21 protein-coding genes are annotated in these 17,468 nt (G+C 68.0%); 11 read left to right on the top strand and 10 right to left on the bottom strand.

Annotated features, from left to right (window positions below):
- Positions 1-109: 109 nt before the first annotated feature.
- Positions 110-1,405 (top strand): protein NO VEIN domain-containing protein, encoded by a 1,296-nt coding sequence (locus FCN22_RS20100; protein WP_137123347.1) that lies wholly within the window; start codon positions 110-112, stop codon positions 1,403-1,405.
- A 384-nt stretch (positions 1,406-1,789) separates the two neighbouring features.
- Here FCN22_RS20100 and FCN22_RS22750 read toward each other — a convergent pair whose 3' ends face one another.
- The 3 genes from FCN22_RS22750 to FCN22_RS20115 all read right to left on the bottom strand — a co-directional run bounded on the left by FCN22_RS22750 (position 1,790) and on the right by FCN22_RS20115 (position 4,438).
- Positions 1,790-2,719, bottom strand: coding sequence for a helix-turn-helix domain-containing protein (locus FCN22_RS22750; protein WP_338016666.1), 930 nt, complete (start codon positions 2,717-2,719; stop codon positions 1,790-1,792).
- Between the two features lie 144 nt (positions 2,720-2,863).
- Positions 2,864-3,352: a hypothetical protein gene (locus tag FCN22_RS20110; RefSeq protein WP_137123348.1), complete on the bottom strand. Its 489-nt coding sequence runs from the start codon at positions 3,350-3,352 to the stop codon at positions 2,864-2,866.
- Between the two features lie 318 nt (positions 3,353-3,670).
- Complete coding sequence (locus tag FCN22_RS20115) at positions 3,671-4,438, bottom strand: hypothetical protein (protein WP_137123349.1); 768 nt, start codon at positions 4,436-4,438, stop codon at positions 3,671-3,673.
- A 174-nt stretch (positions 4,439-4,612) separates the two neighbouring features.
- Between FCN22_RS20115 and FCN22_RS20120 the strand changes: the two genes are divergently transcribed.
- Positions 4,613-5,998: an IS110 family RNA-guided transposase gene (locus FCN22_RS20120; protein ID WP_137123350.1), complete on the top strand. Its 1,386-nt coding sequence runs from the start codon at positions 4,613-4,615 to the stop codon at positions 5,996-5,998.
- Between the two features lie 403 nt (positions 5,999-6,401).
- Here the strand turns inward: FCN22_RS20120 and FCN22_RS20125 are convergent, their stop codons facing one another.
- Positions 6,402-7,106: an ATP-binding protein gene (locus FCN22_RS20125; protein WP_137123351.1), complete on the bottom strand. Its 705-nt coding sequence runs from the start codon at positions 7,104-7,106 to the stop codon at positions 6,402-6,404.
- A gap of 296 nt (positions 7,107-7,402) precedes the next feature.
- On the opposite strand from FCN22_RS20125, the gene FCN22_RS20130 reads away from it, so the two are divergent.
- From FCN22_RS20130 to FCN22_RS20145, 4 genes are all read left to right on the top strand, one after another.
- Entirely contained in the window at positions 7,403-8,119 is a 717-nt protein-coding gene (locus FCN22_RS20130) for a GAF and ANTAR domain-containing protein (protein ID WP_162308271.1), read from the top strand.
- A gap of 228 nt (positions 8,120-8,347) precedes the next feature.
- Positions 8,348-8,635: an STAS domain-containing protein gene (locus tag FCN22_RS20135; protein WP_162308272.1), complete on the top strand. Its 288-nt coding sequence runs from the start codon at positions 8,348-8,350 to the stop codon at positions 8,633-8,635.
- Positions 8,636-9,053: 418 nt separating this feature from the next.
- Positions 9,054-10,463 carry a wax ester/triacylglycerol synthase family O-acyltransferase gene (locus FCN22_RS20140; RefSeq protein WP_162308273.1) on the top strand — a complete coding sequence of 470 codons (1,410 nt, stop codon included), beginning with the start codon at positions 9,054-9,056 and terminating at the stop codon, positions 10,461-10,463.
- 184 nt (positions 10,464-10,647) lie between these two features.
- Positions 10,648-11,151 (top strand): hypothetical protein, encoded by a 504-nt coding sequence (locus FCN22_RS20145; protein WP_137123355.1) that lies wholly within the window; start codon positions 10,648-10,650, stop codon positions 11,149-11,151.
- A gap of 480 nt (positions 11,152-11,631) precedes the next feature.
- Here the strand turns inward: FCN22_RS20145 and FCN22_RS20150 are convergent, their stop codons facing one another.
- Together FCN22_RS20150 and FCN22_RS22605 are read right to left on the bottom strand one after the other, a co-directional pair.
- Positions 11,632-12,408 (bottom strand): ExeA family protein, encoded by a 777-nt coding sequence (locus tag FCN22_RS20150; protein WP_137123356.1) that lies wholly within the window; start codon positions 12,406-12,408, stop codon positions 11,632-11,634.
- A 39-nt stretch (positions 12,409-12,447) separates the two neighbouring features.
- Entirely contained in the window at positions 12,448-12,582 is a 135-nt protein-coding gene (locus tag FCN22_RS22605) for a hypothetical protein (RefSeq protein ID WP_274381651.1), read from the bottom strand.
- Here FCN22_RS22605 and FCN22_RS20155 point away from each other — a divergent pair.
- The 5 genes from FCN22_RS20155 (at position 12,572) to FCN22_RS21995 (ending at position 14,264) form a co-directional block, all read left to right on the top strand.
- Entirely contained in the window at positions 12,572-12,781 is a 210-nt protein-coding gene (locus FCN22_RS20155; protein WP_162308274.1) for a DUF2795 domain-containing protein, read from the top strand. The two genes, FCN22_RS22605 and FCN22_RS20155, sit on opposite strands and share 11 nt — an antisense overlap.
- The gene (locus FCN22_RS20160; protein ID WP_137123358.1) at positions 12,781-12,999 is read left to right on the top strand and encodes a hypothetical protein; all 219 of its coding nucleotides are present in this window, start codon (positions 12,781-12,783) and stop codon (positions 12,997-12,999) included. The genes FCN22_RS20155 and FCN22_RS20160 overlap by 1 nt, the downstream gene beginning before the upstream one ends.
- Before the next feature lies 1 nt (position 13,000).
- Complete coding sequence (locus FCN22_RS20165; RefSeq protein ID WP_137123359.1) at positions 13,001-13,342, top strand: hypothetical protein; 342 nt, start codon at positions 13,001-13,003, stop codon at positions 13,340-13,342.
- A gap of 342 nt (positions 13,343-13,684) precedes the next feature.
- Positions 13,685-13,963, top strand: a complete 279-nt coding sequence (locus FCN22_RS21990) for a hypothetical protein (protein ID WP_202911710.1) — start codon at positions 13,685-13,687, stop codon at positions 13,961-13,963.
- A gap of 22 nt (positions 13,964-13,985) precedes the next feature.
- On the top strand, positions 13,986-14,264 hold the full coding sequence (locus tag FCN22_RS21995) for a hypothetical protein (protein WP_202911711.1): 279 nt from the start codon (positions 13,986-13,988) through the stop codon (positions 14,262-14,264).
- Positions 14,265-14,542: 278 nt separating this feature from the next.
- On the opposite strand, the gene FCN22_RS20180 is transcribed toward FCN22_RS21995, so the two are convergent.
- The 4 genes from FCN22_RS20180 to FCN22_RS20195 are packed head-to-tail and all read right to left on the bottom strand — an operon-like array spanning position 14,543 to position 17,067.
- Positions 14,543-16,243: a hypothetical protein gene (locus tag FCN22_RS20180; RefSeq protein ID WP_137123360.1), complete on the bottom strand. Its 1,701-nt coding sequence runs from the start codon at positions 16,241-16,243 to the stop codon at positions 14,543-14,545.
- A gap of 16 nt (positions 16,244-16,259) precedes the next feature.
- Positions 16,260-16,439 carry a hypothetical protein gene (locus FCN22_RS20185; protein ID WP_137123361.1) on the bottom strand — a complete coding sequence of 60 codons (180 nt, stop codon included), beginning with the start codon at positions 16,437-16,439 and terminating at the stop codon, positions 16,260-16,262.
- The gene (locus FCN22_RS20190; RefSeq protein ID WP_137123362.1) at positions 16,436-16,687 is read right to left on the bottom strand and encodes a hypothetical protein; all 252 of its coding nucleotides are present in this window, start codon (positions 16,685-16,687) and stop codon (positions 16,436-16,438) included. The genes FCN22_RS20185 and FCN22_RS20190 overlap by 4 nt, the downstream gene beginning before the upstream one ends.
- Positions 16,687-17,067, bottom strand: coding sequence for a cupin domain-containing protein (locus FCN22_RS20195; RefSeq protein WP_137123363.1), 381 nt, complete (start codon positions 17,065-17,067; stop codon positions 16,687-16,689). The genes FCN22_RS20190 and FCN22_RS20195 overlap by 1 nt, the downstream gene beginning before the upstream one ends.
- Between the last annotated feature and the right edge of the window lie 401 nt (positions 17,068-17,468).

Consider the following 17,468-nt stretch of genomic DNA (forward strand, 5'->3'; position numbering starts at 1 on the left):
GTCAATCCTGGCCAAGGTACGCCGCGCACGGACCCGGCTCGACGAAGTGGTTAGCCAATAGCGAGACGGACCACTAGATTCAACTGCCCATCGGGTGGAGACTGCCGACATGGCGATCAATCTGAAGCTCAGCCATGTCCGGTCCGCCGATGCCAAGATCGAGCCGTGGGGGCGGTCTTGGCTGGGTTGGGACGAAACGCTCACGGACGATGAGCTCTGGGAGCAGAACCGCGGCGTCTGGGTGCTGTCCGTCGCCAAGGTTCAGGCCCAACGCTTCGCGACTCTTTCCTACGCCGGTCGGAGACAGGTTGTCGTCGAGTTGACCGGCCATGAGTTGGTGCACGACCCGCGCAAGGGAAAGAGCTACGTCGCCCTGGTCGGTGATGTGCTTCGTCCTGGGGACCCGGTCCGTGACGCGCTCGTTGGCCAGCCAGACTCGCCCGTTCGGAATTCTGTCTCATACTACGACACTGGCCACCTCGACAGCATGTCGACGAGCGAGAGAGCGCAACGCCCGACTTCGACGGGTGCAGCGTTCCTGCTCACGAACAATCCGGAAAGGTGGACGCCGAGGACCGGCGTCTGGCAGAAGTGGGTGAGTGCGACGCAGCGAGGGCGGTCCGTCAAGGAGAGCTGGTCGGTCGGAAATCGCACCCGCGGGATCGAGCCCGGAGACAGGGTCTTTCTGCTGCTCCAAGGTCACGACCCGCGCGGTCTAATCGGCAGTGGGTACGCCACCAGTACGGTCTTTCAGGACCGTCACTTCGACCCGGACCGCGGGAACGAGATAACCCACTACATTCTCATCGAGTGGGATCACCTACTCGAGCACGGCGACGCCCTGCCCACCGTCGACCTCGCGGCCCGCTTCCCTGAGCAGCATTGGGATACCCAGATGAGCGGAATAGCTGTGAAGTCGTCGGTTCTGGCGGACCTGGAGTCGACGTGGGCCAAGCACGTCGGAGTACCCGCCACTGCAACGCCGCCACCCGTTGGGGGTCAAGGCTGGCAACCGGACGCGGTCAAGCGGAAGAAGACCGAGGACGCGGCACAAGAGCGGCTGATGAAGCACTATGGCAAGCTAGGGTGGATTGTTCGCGACACGCGCATTGGCCATCCCTACGACGCCACCGCCACGAAGAACGGCCAAGTGACCTACCTGGAGGCGAAGGGGACCATCTCGACCGGCGCCAGCGTGTCCGTTACCAGAGGCGAAGTCGACCATGCCCGCAAGAACCCGGGGGCGTGCGTGATGGGCGTTCTGTCTGACGTGGCGTTCCTGCCCAACGGCGAGGTCGACCCGAAGTCCGGAACCTTTCGGCTCCTCAGGTGGGACCCGGATGCTGGCGAACTGGTCACAGAGAGCTATTCGTGGAAGCCAGGCGGATCCACCGCGCTTGCCTGAGGATCAGGGCCCCCTAACAGCAACCGGTCGTATGTCATCCCCACAGAGGTCGAGAAGGACTCATCTGCGCCAACGATCTCTGAAGCGATTCTGCCTTTGCCAGCGTGACGGTCAAAGACCAGACCGGTGCGGAGGAGGCCGCGTCTCTCCGCGTCTGTGCGGAATGATGCACTCCGCCGGGTTGACCCAGGGATGAAATCGGACCCAACATGTCGCCGAGGCGCCGTTGTGCACCGGTGGATCGCGCTTCCATATCGCGGTTGGTACTCCTTGAAGAATCACTAAGCAGTCCGGGGACGGCATCTCCCTGAAGTGGGGGTCGCAGGATTGAGGCGCTACTCGTTGCGCCCATCACAGATGACGACGTTCTCCCCTCAACGCCGACTATGTCGACTCGTCCGACCTCGCTCGCGCGGGCTCGCTCGGTAGTTCCGCGAGCACTGCCAGAAGGTCCCGCCGTACGCTGCCGATTGCGATGCCAAACATGCCGTCCCCAGAATGAAGGAGGTCAATCACTTCCTCGCTGCTGGTTGCCTCCCACAAGGAGTTGCCATCGCTCATCAGGACCAGCTGATCCTGGTCGTGTGGTCCACGCTTCCGCAGGTAATCAACCAAAGTGCGAATCTGCTGGAGTGAGACTCCAGCGTCCAGCAGCCGTTTGGTGACTCGAAGCAACAGGATGTCATGTGCAGAGAAGAGCCTTTCGTTGCCGCTGACCGGACGGAGGCTCGGTTCGACCAATTCGGTCCGGATCCAGTAGTCGAGCTGTCGATCTGAGACACCGGCAGCGTTGCCCGCGATCGGGCCGCGATATCCGACCACGGGTGGCGCGTGGCCCCGCGCCGTTCCGGTCCAAGCGACCGAACCCGCGGTTGTCCCTGACGGCGTCGAGTCTCCTACCGGTTCCTTGCCTACCAGACGCTCTCGCAGTGCTTGCAGCGCTTCATCGACCGGCTCTCCACGCTCTTTGGCCTTCTCGACATCGGTCAGCGCGTCCTCGACCCCCAATCGGCGTCCATAGTCCCGACCTGCATCATAGGCTTCGTCCACTTCGTAACTCGCATCAAACTTTGCTCCGCCGACCTCAAGGCTCAGCGGCACGCGTCGCATCAGCGCAAGGACCAGGAACAGGCTTCCGAGAAGGATCATGGCTGCCGGGGCAGCACCGGTTCCAACAAGGAATGTTGCAGCGATCCCGCACCCAAGAAGCAGAACCGACACGCTCCAACACGCGACGACCGACTTCGTCGCCAGGCCTTCCGACGTGATGGCTCGCTTCGATCGGTTCCGTTCGCCTGCCTCATCGCCCGACATGGCTCCAACCTAGGCCCCCCGAGACACCTGTAGACCCGTCGCGATCCTAGCGGCGCGTCTTTCCGCCGCGAATCCACCATCCTCACAGGGGTGTCCATCCAGCCACCGACCCCTGAGACCCGACGGACGGTGACGACACTGCCGTCAAAGGGGCCAGTCGGGTCGCAGCGACTCAAGGTCAGCCAGCGTCTCGTCGTCCAGGTCGTCTAAGTCGGGCATGCCTAGCGTCCGCAGATGTTCAGTTAGTTCCGCTTCGAGCTGATCCATCCGTTGCGACCACTCCACCAGTTGGTCAGCACCGGCCCTGTAGCTCTCTTGGGACGGACGGGCAGCGAAGAACTCTCGCAAGAAGTGATGGGCGAGGTGATTCCGAAGACCGACCGCTTGATCGATGTTGTGGATTAGGTTCTCGGGCCAGTGGCCCTGGCTCTTCATCCCACCCCACATCTTGCCGAATGTGGCTCCGTCCCAGCCGTGGACCTTCTTCATGGCTTGCTCGGCTGTGACGCCACGCTTGAATCGCAGCGACTGCACCTGCCACAAACTCATCTCGAGCACCTGCAGCCGTCGCATGAGCTCGCCGTAACCAATGTAGATCAGCGCCTCACCGATGCGGCCGTTGTCGTCCGTCATATCAACAAGGCAATCACGGTGGCGACAATGACGCCATACCGACAATGACGCCATACCGACGCTGGCAAGGGGGCAAGATCCATCACCCAGATGCCGGCCACGCAGGCGGGCGGGACCGAGTCGCCGATGTGGCCAGCGTGGAGGCCGGGCCAGGGCGGAGCGACTCCACCGAAGGACCTCCGCCGAGCGACATCAGATCGCCTGAGGTGCCTCATTCCGCGTTACGGTGCGGGCCCGGTGCGCTGGCGTCGCTCGCGATGCATGCCAGCGGCACCGGGCAGTGTGGTCACTGGGCACATGCGGCGGCGTCATCTGTCCTCATGAGGTGGCCCCTGTGACCTGACCAACCGTCACGGGCCCTCGCCCTCGCGGTGGCAGTAGCGTCGTCCAGGTGACCGCGAACGCGCACAGCTTCGCCACAACGTTAGCGAGGTAGGTGAGCGGATGATTGGGGAAGCCGAAGCCGATTGACGACCACAGTGTGAAGGTCAGGAACTGCGCGGCAAGGGCGACCAGGGTCCAGCGGGTGATGCGAACGCCACGGACTGCCAACAACAACGCGATCGTGCAGAGCTCGACCGCGAAGAGCGGTGCGAAGAAGAGCAGTCGCCACAGCCCTGGGTGCGGCAGTATCGGCGGGGTGGTTCGGGCCATCACTATCAGGTCGAAGGGGAGCTCGAAGATCATCGGTGCAGCCAGTGCCGCTATCAGGGCGCCCGCGAGACGCTCTCGATCACTGCCACGGGCGATGACGACCAGCACGAAGAACGTGACCACGGCTGCCGACAGCGTCACCGGCAGGATCGGGCTCTGCGGCACGTCGTAGGACGGGTAGTCGTGCGTCAGCCGGTCGCCGTAGATCGTGAGGGCCACCAGGAACGCGATGATCGAGACTGGCCACAGCGCCAGGACAGTGGCCACCAGCGGGCGTCCGAAGGCCGGTGGCCGGATCGGGCACCGAAGGCGGAGTGCGGCGATGAGCAGTGCGAGGGTGATCAGCGCGAGAACGACGGCCAGGGCGACTCGACCGCTCCCGTCGTACCGGTTCCAAAGCTCTCCAGAGGGCGCCCGTGCCTCAGTGAACACGCCCACAGTGTCCCACCGAGTCTGGCCAGACAGGCCGCTCACCAATTGATCGAGAGAGTCACCGACTGCTCGAACCTGTGTAGTAACTACCTGAGCGTGTTGGATCCGGGGCCGAGGCATCCCCCTGATGGGGTTGACGGGCTTGGTGTCCCAGACCACTCATCAGGAGGATGCATGTCCAACGGTAACGGTCGGCTCTCACGTGGAGATCGCCGCCGCAATGACAGGCTCGCGGCGCTGCGCGCGGTCGTCACTCGGGAGAGTGTGGTGCTCGCCTTCGACCTCGCCGCGGACAAGCAGGTGTGCGCGCTGACCGACCAGGACTCCCGAGTGCTGGGGCGCCGCACCGTCAAGGCGAAGGCGTGGCAGTTGGCCGAAGCGGTCACCTGGGGGTTGGCCCAGGCCGCGGCGGCAGGGTTCTCCTCGGTCGTGATCGCCTGCGAGCCGACCGGGCACCGCTGGCGGGTGCTGGACCAGATCGCCGAGCGGGCCGGCGTCCGGCTGGTCTGCGTGCAGCCGTTGCTGGTGCACCGCGCTCGGGAGAGCGAGGACTTCACCCACAACAAGAGCGATGAGACCGACGCGATGATCATCGCCCGCCTGGTCACCGAGCTGCGCTGCTACCTGCCCGAACGCGCCGACCCGACTTGGGCGCGGCTGCGGCACCTCGGCGCCCGCCGGGCCGCCCTGGTCACCAACGCCACCGCCGCCAAGCAGCAGATCATCGACCTGCTCGAGTGTGCCTGGCCGGGCGCGTTGGAAGCCTCCGGGAAGCCGATGAAGTCCAAGAGTTGGCTGGCCGCGATGACCGTCGCGCTGGACCGGGTCGGCGCCAGCGGCGACCTGGGCCTGATCCGCCGCTGTGGCTGGACCCGGTTCGCCGCCGTGGTGCGCCGCGAACTGCCCCGGCACGGCGCCACCCGCTGGTACTCCAAGATCGTGCGGGCCGTCTTCGAGGCCGCAACCGACCCGGCCCAGGTCGCGGCCGGAGTGGCCGACCAGCGCGCCGGTGGCCTGGAGCGGGCCCGGTTCGCGTTGGCCGACCTGGCCCACGCCCGCGCCGAGACCGCCGTGGTCGAGGCCTGCATGGTGCAGGTACTCGACGAGCTCGGGCTCACCGGGCTGGCGACCAGCATCCCGGGGCTGTCCGCGGTCGGCGCCGCCGCGATCCTCGCCGAGACCGGCGACCCCACCCGGTTCACCAGCGCCCGGGCAATGGTCAAGCACGCCGGACTTTGTCCCCGCGACAACGCCTCGGGCAGCTACCAGGGCAAGACCGGAATCAGCGGCCGCGGCCGCCCCCAGCTCCGCCTCGCGGCGTGGCGGGCGGTGTGGGCCGCGTTGCGCAACAACCCGGTGCTCGCCGCCCGGTACGCGCACCTGACCGGCAGGGCCGACAACAAGCTCACCAAAACTCAGGCGCGGGTCGCCGTCGCCGGCAGCCTGCTGCGCCAGCTGCACGCCGTCATCACCACCGGCACCGCCTGGGACCCCGCCATCGCCGGCGGACTCAACCCGCAGACCCCCGCAACCGCGAGGGGAGCCGCCGTTGCCGCCTGACCCCAAGGCGCAATAGCCGACCGGACGGGGTGAGCCCGCCACTGCGTCGGGATCACATCCCGCGATAGACCATGGGCAGCCCCGCCCGTCTCCACCAAAGCCCGGATGAAGGCTGTCGGGAAGCAACCCGCTTGCACGCTACGTAGGGCAGGAGACGGGCGCCCGGGCCCCCGACCACCGGCGAACGCGCCTCAACCCCAAAGACCAATCAACCCGCCGGCGAACCTCGGCGAGCCGACTTCCCCTGCACAAATCAACGAACCCAAGCCCCTTGACTTCGTCGCCATAGGCTGGTCTTACCGCCATGGATCGCGCCGGTGATCAGGGTGCCCTTGACGTGATCGATACCTGTGCCTGACCCAGGGCTTGCCTGGCCGTGGCCAGAACGCGCCTTCATTTCTCGTTAGGCGGTGGCGGGGTCTTGTTGCAGGACGGTCCAGACGATCTTTCCGTCGTCCAGGGAGATGGCCCCCCACGCGGCGGTGAAGTGATCGATGAGTTGGAGCCCGCGCCCATCTGGTCTTAGGAGGTCGGGTGGGTGAGGGGCGGGACTGTCGTGGTCCGTGTCGCGGACCGCGATCCGTAGTGTGCCCCGGCCGGGCGGGGCGGTGGGATTCCTGCGGCTGATGGTGAGGGTCATCGGCGTGTGGGCGTGCACCACGGTGTTGGTCACCAGCTCGGTCACGACCAGCTCGGCTTCGTTGAGGAGGTACCTCAGGCGCCATTGCTCGAGGGCTGATCGAACGAAGTGGCGGGCTTGGCCGGGCGCCGCAGGGACCGAGGCGAGGGGAAGGACGAGCCGGTCGGTAGGTATTTGGCGGCCTGCGGCGACCAAGGCGAAGGCCACTGCGGGAAACAGGGTGAGTCTGGCGCCGAGCGGGTGGGCCTGCAGGACGCGCTCCTTCTCGAGGGTGTCGGCGCACACGAGCAGGGCGGTCGCGTCCCAGTGGCCCAGATAGTTTTCGATCAGGTCGAGCTCGGCGGGCAGGGCAGATGCATCGACGTCGGGTCCGGTCAGATCAGCGACGACGGCTCGTGGTTCCTGGGCCAGTGCCCTCAGGACAGCCAGTCCCTGGACCGGGCCGGTTGGACCGGTCGCGCCGACCACCGTGACGTCGCGAATTGGAGCCTCATCTCTGCCGGTGGAAGGGCCGCCCCGCCCCGGATCGCTCGGACCTCCACGCCGCGGCGCGAGCGCCGCTGCCGACTCAATATCGCGTCCCTGTTCAGCAGGCTACGCCCGGTGGTTGGTCCTGCCAAGCCCACCACAGCAGGCCCATTTCGTGCTTGACCGTCGGGTCGCGCAGGGGATAATCGGGTGTATACAGCAGGTGCGTACGCGGCAGGAGAGAGGAAGTACCGCGGTTGAGCCCTTCCTCACCGGATGCCCGAGGCCGAGCCGAATTGGCGGGCAGCTTGGCGGCGCTGGGTCAGTTTGTGCTGTCCGAGCAGTCCCTGCACGAGTCTTTGCAGCGCGTCGCTGAATTGTCCGTGCGCGCCGTGCCCGGCTGCGACGGCGCGGGAGTCACCTGGGTCGTGCAGGGCAAACCGACCACGGTCACCGCGGCCGGCGACTTCGTGCGGCGCATCGACGAGATCCAGTACGCCCTTGACGAGGGACCGTGCCTGCACGCCTACGTGACCCAGGACATGGTGCTGACCGAAGACCTCGAGGACGAGCAGCGCTGGCCCCGGTTCCGGGCCGCAGCGCTGCAGTATGGGCTGCGCGGGATCGTGGCGGCACCGTTGACGGTCCGCGGTACCCGGCTCGGGGCGTTGAACGTGTATGCGCTGCAAGCCTGGGTGTTCGATGAGGCCACCGCCGCGACCGCCGCGTTGTTCGCCGAGCAGGCCTCGATCGTGCTGGGCAACGCCGAGGCCTTCACCCGCGCCCAAGTCACCGCGGCCAGCCTCGAACAGGCCCTCACCTCCCGGTGGGAGATCGACACGGCCAGGGGCATCGTGATGGCGCAGCAGCGCTGCGGACCCATACAGGCCTTTGACGTCCTGCGTGACATGTCCCAGACCCAGCACCGCAAGCTGCGTGAGATCGCCCGCGAGCTGCTCGACCAGGTGCAAGACGAGGAGGGCCAGGCAGGCGAGACCGCCGCAGAGCGGTGAACCCGCCCACCGTGGGGACTACCCGAACCACCCGTTCTGGACTACTGTCGAGGTAGCTGAGCAAACAGCCGCCCGCAACGCCACCGGGCTCCGTCACCCGCCACTCACCCACCTGGGACCTCCACCATGACGGACCCAGCCCATCGGGCGGCAAAACCGAGACCACAACGCCACCAGGTCGGATCCGCAGGCCACAGCCACCCAGGAGCTGACCTCATCAGCCCCTGGGTGCTGGAATTGGCCGGCGAGTATGACATCAGCACCCGCGACGACCTAAATGCTGCCCTCGACCGCGCGTTCGCAGATGCTCACGGGCTGCTGGCGATCGACCTGACCAACGTCACGTTCATGGACGCCCACTGCACCGGGATGCTGATCAGTGCAGCCGCCCACCGCCGGGTCGTGGCCGTGGGAGCAACCGGAATGGTGGCGCGCGTCATGGACGTGCTAGACCCCGGACAGCACCTGCCGCGCCGCAGCACCCGTCCAGATCACCGCGCCACACGGCTCGGCTGACCCGCAAGCACAACGTCCCTGACGTACACGCCCCGGCAAACAAACGTCCAGCGACCACCACTACCCCCACCGGCGCTGGAAGCGAGCATGTCAGAACTTCGGCACCGCAGGTCGAAGCTGGGCATACGGCGGCAGTTGCGCTGGTGGCCTCGTCAGTAAACCTATGCGCGCCAGTCGTCGTTCGCGGAGTCGACCCCACACACGAAGCCAATCGGCGAGTTCTGCTGTTCGTCGGAGGCCCGCCCGCCTGCACCGGCGGCACCACAGCCACCACGGGTCTGCGACGTCCCGTCACAAGGTGTCGCCGCGAACGACGGGGCCATGCACCGCAAGGGGGACGAGTCCGGCCGACTGGGCCCGAGCATAATGAACAGTGCCTGACTGGCGTGCCGGACTCGGGAGGAGGCAGATGCCGCCGATGCGCAGCACCGAGAGCATCTTCCTGCGTCTGGAACGCAGTGGCTACCCGATGGACGTTGCCGGGATCTACGTCCTTGAGTCCGCGCCCGAAGGCCCGTTGCCCTTCGACGACATTCGGGCCGTCTTCGGTCAGCGACTGCCCGGCTCACCGATTGCCAACCGCGTGATCGCTCACGCGCCACTGCGCATCGGCGAGGACCGCTGGGCCCAGACGGACTCTGTCGACCTCGACGAGCACATCCACCATCGGAGGGTCCCGGCGCCGGGAGACGCGTCCGCCCTGATGGAGACGATCCTGCAGGTCTCCGGCAGGCCGCTGGACCGCGGAAGGCCACTCTGGCAGGTCTGGTACTTGACCGGGCTGGCCGATGGGCGAGCGGTGCTGGTCCTGCGCGTGCACCATGCCGTCATAGACGGCGTCGGCATGATCGCGCTGCAGCATCTGCTGTTCGACGCCGCGCCCACCCGGGTGGATCGCGAGCGTGAGCCGGCGCCGCTGACCGGGCGGACGCAACCGTCCCTGCTGCAGAGGGCACTTGTGGAGCTGCCGAGCCGGTTAGCCGCCAACACCGTCGCCACCAAGCGGCTGATGGGCCGGCTCGTCCCCAGCGTGCCGCCAGGGCTGGCCAACCGCTCGGCGCGGCTGCCGCAGCTGCCCGGCTACCTGCCCTCGCTGACCGACGCGCCCCCGATGACGCTGTTCAACCAGCACGTCAGCGACCCGAGCAAATCGATGGCGCTCGTCAGTGTGCCTTTCGACCAGGTCCGGGCGGTGCGCGTGATGTTCCCCGGGACGACCGTCAACGACGTCCTGCTGGCGCTGGTGACCGGATCCATGCGCGACTACCTGGCCGCGCACGCCGACCTGCCCGACAAACCGATCCGCACCACCTGCCCGGTCAACGTCCGGGCGGCCGGCGACGACGACATGCAAGGCAACCACCTCACCACGATGTGGGTCGACCTGCCCGTGCACCTCGACGACCCCGGGGAACGGCTGACCGCGGTGCACGCGAGCTCCGCCGCGGCCAAGTCGGCCCTGCCCCGGTCGCGGGCCGACTGGCAGTCCCTCGCCGACGTCGGCGACCTGCTGCTGCCCGGGATCGTCAGCGCGGCGATGGCCTTCGCCGGCACCAAGGCCTTCGGCGTGTTCCCGCCCACCCAGAACCTCACCGTGTCCACAATGGCCGGACCGCGTCAGCCGCTCTACCTGGCAACCCGCCAGATCACCGACGTCTTCCTGCGCGGCATCGTCTGCCCACCGGTTCACCTCTTCTTCGCCGCCATCACCTACGACCAGCACGTCGACATCAGCGTCACCACGGTGCGCCAACTGTGCCCGGACCCCCAAGCCCTGGTCGACGGCATCAGGGCCGAGCTTGACCAGCTGCTGGCAGCCGCCGGCTGACGCCCCGGCAAGTGACGCCCCAGCGGACCCACGATGTGGACCTGAAACCCCGCGCGGCGCCCTCCCCACTCCGGACCGTTCAGCCGCGCCGATCATGGCCACGACCAACCGCCGGGGGCCTCCTGTGCGGAACTGGTGCCACCGGAGGGAGGCGCGTTCTCGCCTGGCTCTCTACGCTGGTCTCATGCCGAACGACTGGGACATCACCGACGACGAGATCGACGCCTGGTCCGAGGAATGGGAAGCGGTGGACCGGGCCGCGGCGGAGTACCTCGCGAAGCGCATCCCGGCAGTTCGGGATGTTCCCACCGACGACGACGCCCGTTGGCTGGACGCGCTGGCCGAGACGATCTCTCCATCGAAGGAGCCCAGCGCGGACGAGATCGAGTCGATGTCCGCGGTGATGGCCCTGCAACACGCGGACTGGCTCGGCCTGGTGCTTGGCCTGGTAGACCGAGGACCAGGCAGCGCGCTCGACCCCGCGCTCGTGCAAGTGGACGTCGAGCGCCTCGAGGATGTCGACGGCGAGATTGAGGACCCCCAAGGCCACCTGGCCGTGCTGGAGATGGCCCTGATCCATCTGACTCCTGGCTGGCAGGACCTCGGGGTGCTGGACGAGGACCAGCGACTCACAGACCGCGGCGCATGGGGACTGCCACGAGCACTACACCGGATCTGGAGCCACTGAGGCCACGTTGAGCCCACCGTGGACCGCACCGCTCCAGCAGCCGCGAGTGCAGGCGTCTTAGCCGCGCGATGCGCTCCTCATCCATGCCCAAATGGCCATCTTGTTGGCGCAGCTGAAGACCAGGTTGAGGTGCGAGCAGTGGTGGCGGTCAAGTGCGTGCTCTGTTGAAACTGCGTTAGCGCGGGTCGATGGGGGTGAAGGTGCCGGCGCATGCTTCGATGACTCAGCGGCGTCCAGGATGCCGTCCTCGTCGAATCTGTCGACGGCGCTCAAATGCGGGAAATCCGAGCACCGGGATTGCCATCATGGAGGCCTGTGCGGCCATGACCCGCCGCATACTCTCGACGCTGGCAATGTCGGCGTCTGTTGCCGGTCGCGTCGATCGATGATGGGGGCGTCGTGGTTGGTGATGACGGGTTGAGTCGATTTTGAAGGCCCCGCCGGGCAACCGGCGGGGTGGTCATGGTGTCGTGGTGGTGGTCATTCTGTCGTGACTTCGGTGACGGCGGCTCGCGCGGATGATTCGTCGACGATGGCCTTGCTGGTCGCGAAGGCGGCGACCAGGGACTGGACGGCGAGGTTGTTCACTGCTCTGGGGATGCCGCGACCGACTTGGTGGATCAACGCGACCGCGTCGTCGGAGAACTGGGTGTCCGATCGTCCGGCCAGGCCGAGGTGGTGGGCCAGGTAGGACTTGGTCTCGGTCTGGCTCATCCCGGTCATGGCGTAACGCAGCGCGATTCGCTGGTCGAGGGCGGCGAAGGTTCCGAGCTTGATCCGCCGGCGCAGGGTGGGTTGTCCCACGAGCAGGCACGCGAACGGTGAGTGGGAGTCCATGTCGGCGTTGGTCAGCAGCCGGAGTTCTTCGAGCTGGTCGGCGCCCAGCAGGTGGGCCTCGTCCAGCACCAGGACCACGGTGCGACCTCGCTCGTGTTCCTCGGCGGCCAGCAGCTCGGCGGTTTGTGGGATGAGCGCGGCCTTGTGGAAGCGGGGAACGCCGCCCAAGGCGGTGACGATCCCGGCGTAGAGGCCACGGCCGCCTACGGCGGGGTTGCCCAGGTAGATGGTGGTGTGCCGGGAGGTGTCCAGTCCGGCCAGGGCGGCGCGGATCGCGACGGTCTTGCCGGCGCCGACCTCACCGGTGACCACGCCGAGGGCGCGTTCGGCCACGCACCAGCTGATCCGCGCGGCGGCCTCGGCGTGGCTGCCGTTCGGGCGGTGCAGCATCCCGGGTGCCAGGGCCCGCCCGAACGGCATCCGGGTGAATCCGTAAGTGGGCTTGCAAGCGATCCAAAGTCATGGCTGCTCCTCGGTGGTGTCGGTGATGAGGTCCAGCAGGTCGAGCTGGTCGCGGTAGATGTCCGCGGTCGGGCGGCCCGAGGCGAAGGCGCCGAACGAGGCGAGCTCGGACTCCAACGCAGTGCCGGTCACCGCGGGCCAGCTGGTCGGTTACCTGCCGCCCGCGGGCTTCCCGGCCGACCGTGAGGAGGTGCTCGCCGCGGCGGTGGACCACCACGCCCCGCCAGTGGTGCTGGAGCTGCTGCTGGACCTACCCGCACACCGCCACTGGCCCGACTTGCCGGCCCTGTGCTCCGCCTTGGGGACGCCGACCGCCGCGACGCGATCGTGATGCGCCATCGGTTCCGGGCGCCGCCTGCCGCCGCCATCGCGGCGCCCCAGCCAGCCGGCGGTCTCGACGCGTCCGGTCTCCACGGCGAGCTCTGCGGCGGTGTCCACGACCCGGTCGGGCCGCGAGCCGGCCACGGCGCCGGGCCACCGTTCGCCGGGGCACAGCGACCCGCCGGGTGGGCGCGCTACCCGGCCGATCCGTCCTACTTCCTGGGCTGACGTGGACACCCAGCACACCCTGGGCGCCGGCCCCGGCGCTCGCGAGGCCCGCCCGGTTCGCGGCCGGCAGCGGCCCGCGTTGCGCGGCCGCTCGATGCGGGAGCTGATCAGCGACCTGGCTCGGCTGGAAGACACCCTCCGGGCCGCCCCGGTGGCACCGGCTCGGTCATCGCACAACGACCCAGATCAGACCCGGCTACGGCTCCAACAGGACGCCATCATCACCGAACTGGGCCAACGCCGGGCGGCACGCGCGGCGGCGCCGGCACGCCAGGAGGGCCCCACCTCCGTCACCAGCGGCACCCGGGCGGGCGACAGCGACCCCTGGAGAACACCATGGTGAACCGGCACCAACAACGACCGCGGAAGCGGCTGTCGGTGGCCCGCTGGCGCCCGGCTCGGACCGGCCGGCTGGCGCGGGACACGCCCCCCGGGTGAGGGACCGCCAGGGGCGGCGTCGCGGCCAACACCGGTAGCCGGGGACCTGTGCTGATCCACCGGAAGGGTTGGACTCGCGTCCAGCGACTCAGCATTGTTGGGCCCGGCGGTGGGCGGCGCTGACTGCCGCGGGATGGGACTGCCGTTGCTGACCGTGGTGCCGGTTCTGTGCCCAGGGCGACAACGCCGCTGTGCTAGTCACAGATCCCGTGGCAGTCGCTGGGTGACGGTGCTGTTCACTGGATCGGTGATCGTGACGACGACCCATCTCGAACAGGATTATCCGGCGGACCTGCGAGCAGCACGTGAGACTGCAGAGCCCGCGCTGATCGGGCGGGTCGGCGAGCTCGCTCCGGAGTTCTCCAGGTTCCTCTACACGGCAGTCGGTGGCGACTGGTACTGGCTCGACCGGCGCGGGTGGAACTTGGCTGAGTGGGTCGCCTGGCTCTCGCGGCCAGGCTCGGAGACCTGGGTGGCCTGGTTCCACGGCGCGCCCGCCCGCCGGCTACGTCGAGCTCGCGGCTGATATCCACGACCGCGCCACGCACGTGGAGATCGCCTACTTTGGTCTGCTTGCGCGGTTCACCGGTCGCGGCCTGGGCGGCCAGCTGCTCACCCAGGGGATCAGCAAAGCGTGGACGCTGCACGAGCGCTGGCCCGTGCTTCCGGAAGTTTCGCGGGTGTGGGTGCACATCTGCACCCTCGATGGCCCGTACGCACTGCGCAACTACCTGGCACGCGGATTCCGCATCAATCACACGACCCAGGCCGAGCAAGACGTCCCCGACGATCCCCCCGGGCCATGGCCAGACTCGGCCAACACCTAAGCAGCGCTGGAAGCGCAGCTCGTCGCCGCCACGCGACGCCCAGATCCGAGCCCGGCACGCCGACCCCCGCACCACCGAGCACTACGACCGCGCCCGCGGCAACCTCGATCAGCACGCCGTCCACTTCCTCACCGCCTACGTGACCGGAGTCTGATCTAGCGCGCGTGCATGCCGCCCAGAAGGCAGCGACATCACTCCGTCGGTGGCCGACGGTATCGACGGCGACGGGATGGGGGTGGGAATGCTTAGAGTCCGGTTCGGGACACGGCCGGGCTTGGTCACAGCTCCCAGGCAGAGGGCTGGCCGGGGTCGGGTTGGTAGGCGCAGATGAGGCCGGTGCGGATGTGGGTCGCCAGGTGGCGCCCGACGACGGGATCGGCGGTCGTGATCGTGTCGATCGCAGCCACGATTGCCTTGCGCACGCTCACCCGGGCGCGTTCGGTGCTCCCTCCGACCCGGCGGGCTCGGCCGCCGAGTCCGGTAGCCGCCGAGACCTCGGCCAGCAGCGCGGTTCGCTCCGCGGCCAGGGCCTCGGCGCTGGTCGCGTTGCCGGTCGCGTCGGCGGCATCGAGCGCCTCGTCAAGTTGACGGAGGCGACGCCGGTAGGCGGCCAGCGCGGTCGCGTCGGCTCGGGGCCCGAGGTCGCTCTCGGCCACCGAACCGCCGGCGAGGGTGAGTGCGCTGATGCTGCTGCCTGGCCGGGAGAGCAGCAGGTGCACCTGGGCCATGCCCTTGCGCGCTGGTACCGGCGTCGTCGTGCCGGCGTGGCCGACCAGCCACGTGCCGGCAGGGCCAGGACGCAGGGTCATTCGGCGGTCGGCCATTCGGCTGTCGCTGCTGGCGGCGGGCAGCTTGGGGGTCCACTGCTCGAGCCGCTGCCGCCACCAGGTCGCGCCGATCCGCGTGTAGGTCGCCAACGCGTCCGCCCGCAGCCGTGCGGCCTCTTCGTGATCACCGCGGAAGTCCGCGGCCCGAGAGAGCGTGTCGTCGGTGACCCCGTGGAACATCACCCCGCCTGAGGTGACGACCGGCCGGCCGGCGTACGCGGCGAGCACGACCGCGACCCGGGTGACCAGGTCGGACTCGCCGGCGTGGAGTGCGACGTCCAGCACCAGCTGCAGGGTCGGCAGGTAGCTGAAGTCGCGGGGCAGCGACGCCAGCACACCGGCATCGAACGTCGCTGCCAGCGCGATGGCCCGCTCGACCTGACCAGCGCCGAGCCAGATCCAGGCCGCCTCGGCGTAGAGCTCGCGAACACCTTCAGCGATCGCGAAGTCCTCAGCCAGCTGGGCCAGCTCGGCGGCTGTGTCCCGGTCGCCGGTGTGGACCGCGGCGTACCCTCTCATGCTGGACACGACCAGCCAGCCGTCGGCCAGCCCGGCCTGGTCCAACGCCCGGCCTGCCACGGCCACGAGCTCTGCGGCGGTTTCCGTCCTTCCGCGCATCAGGTCGAGGGTGAGCCGCCGGGACGCCGCGAAGAACATGGTCCGTGGTGATTGCTCGCCGAGCACCTCCAACGCGCGCATCTGGCGGTTCATCGCGGGTAGGTCGAGCAGTTCCATGGCGACGGTGAGCAGCCACAGATGCGCCTTGGTGCGTGCCTGCACATCGGTGAGGTGGGCGGTGACGTCGTCGAGCTGCCGTGCCAGCTCGGTGCGGACGGACAGCTCGTCGGGCCCCCAGTGCGTGGCCAGCGAAGCGTCGAGCGCATCCGCCAGGAGCGCGCCGTCACCGGCCGCGGTCGCATGGGCCAGGGCAGCGTCGGCGAACGGGACCGCACGGGTACGCGTCCCGGCATAGGCCCAACATCGCGCCAGGGCGGCGCCGAGCCGGGCGCGGACGCGGTCGTCGGTCGAGGCCGCGAAGGCCTCGTGCAAGATCGCGGGGATCCTGCCCGGCTCGGTCCCGAAGACATACGTCTCGGCCAGGCGCAGCGCCTGTGCTGCCGGGTCCGGGAGGTCCCCCGCGGTGGGTTCCACGGGCTCCATGGTGGCACTACGGGCGCAGCAGGGTCACCGCGTTCGCGTGTTCACGCTGGCGGTCCTGGTCCCAGTCGCCGGTGCAGTAGAGCGTAAAGTCGAAGACCGCACCGTTCTCGTCGAGGTCGAGGACGAAGCTCTCCCGGCAATACCACTGCTGGCCGCCGTCCTGCCAGCGCTCCTCGAGCTTGATCACGTATCCGGTCTCCGTGGCCGTGACCCGTTCGACACGGACGCGCCCGGGCTGCGGGTGCTGCCGTCTTCGGCCAGCGATGAGCTCTTCCGCGTCGCAAGTCTGGATGCGCCATTGCGGGAAATCAGATCGCCGAAGACGGTCGGCGTGAACAGGCCCACAGGGGCGACGCCCCCGCTCTCGAGGAACTCGACGAACTTGTCGACGCTGGTCTGGATGGTCGCCGGATGCGGCATGGTCGAGGTCGTCATCACCCACCCGCTCCTGCTGCGGCCAGGTTGCGTTCGACAACCGCCATTGTCTCGCCCAGAGCGTCGGTCGGGCTGAACTCGACCACGGTGGTGCCGGAGGTTACCAGTGGCAAGTGGCCGGGCGCGACGTAGTAGGCGTCGCCGGCGCCGTAGGTCTCGTCGTGGTCGGCCCACCGAAACGTGACCTGGCCGGACTGCACGACACCCCAGTGCGGGCACTGGCACCGGTCGCCCGGCAGGCCGGCGAACAACGGCGCCGGGTCGACGTCACGCGGGAAGGTCTCGAAGGCAACGGTGTAGCCGCCGAGCTCGGCGTACCGGCCCTCGATCTGGGGAAAGTCGACGGTCACCGGGGTCGTCATCTTGCTGGCACTGGGCATGGTGTCCTCCTGGGGGTTGGTGTTGACACCCTGAAGGCGTGACTTTTCAGATCACATCGTGACTGGCGGAAGGTCAGCGTTCGCGGGCGAACTGGATCGCCGCATCGCGTTTGCGACTGCCGGATGAGTCGGCTGGGCGGGTGGAGGAGGGTGTTATGCATGAACTGACCCATGCACAGCAGGGTGTCCTGTTCAGGTGAACCCTGCGCTGTTCAGGTCACAGCTGCAGTCGAAGCTGCGTTGACCAAGTGAAGGCTGCAAGTCCGTGCCGACGGCGCTCGAAGATTGGACAGTTTCGGCGGTGAAAAGTGAACACTCGACCATGGCAGGTTCAGGGGGTCGATGCAACACCGGCCTGTGTCAGTGACGATAGCTGCTCTTGGTAGACCTCGGCAGGGGTG

The sequence above is a fragment of the Segeticoccus rhizosphaerae genome (genome assembly GCF_005222685.1).
In the GTDB taxonomy this organism is placed as follows: Bacteria; Actinomycetota; Actinomycetes; order Actinomycetales; family Dermatophilaceae; genus Segeticoccus; species Segeticoccus rhizosphaerae.

Bases quoted from the DNA above. Each gene is read 5' to 3' on its own strand.
- FCN22_RS20100 (WP_137123347.1), top strand. From the start codon at position 110: ATGGCGATCAATCTGAAGCTCAGCCATGTCCGGTCCGCCGATGCCAAG.
- FCN22_RS22750 (WP_338016666.1), bottom strand. From the start codon at position 2,719: ATGTCGGGCGATGAGGCAGGCGAACGGAACCGATCGAAGCGAGCCATC.
- FCN22_RS20110 (WP_137123348.1), bottom strand. From the start codon at position 3,352: ATGACGGACGACAACGGCCGCATCGGTGAGGCGCTGATCTACATTGGT.
- FCN22_RS20120 (WP_137123350.1), top strand. From the start codon at position 4,613: ATGTCCAACGGTAACGGTCGGCTCTCACGTGGAGATCGCCGCCGCAAT.
- FCN22_RS20140 (WP_162308273.1), top strand. From the start codon at position 9,054: ATGCGCAGCACCGAGAGCATCTTCCTGCGTCTGGAACGCAGTGGCTAC.
- FCN22_RS20145 (WP_137123355.1), top strand. From the start codon at position 10,648: ATGCCGAACGACTGGGACATCACCGACGACGAGATCGACGCCTGGTCC.
- FCN22_RS20150 (WP_137123356.1), bottom strand. From the start codon at position 12,408: ATGCCGTTCGGGCGGGCCCTGGCACCCGGGATGCTGCACCGCCCGAAC.
- FCN22_RS20160 (WP_137123358.1), top strand. From the start codon at position 12,781: ATGCGCCATCGGTTCCGGGCGCCGCCTGCCGCCGCCATCGCGGCGCCC.
- FCN22_RS20190 (WP_137123362.1), bottom strand. From the start codon at position 16,687: ATGACGACCTCGACCATGCCGCATCCGGCGACCATCCAGACCAGCGTC.
- FCN22_RS20195 (WP_137123363.1), bottom strand. From the start codon at position 17,067: ATGCCCAGTGCCAGCAAGATGACGACCCCGGTGACCGTCGACTTTCCC.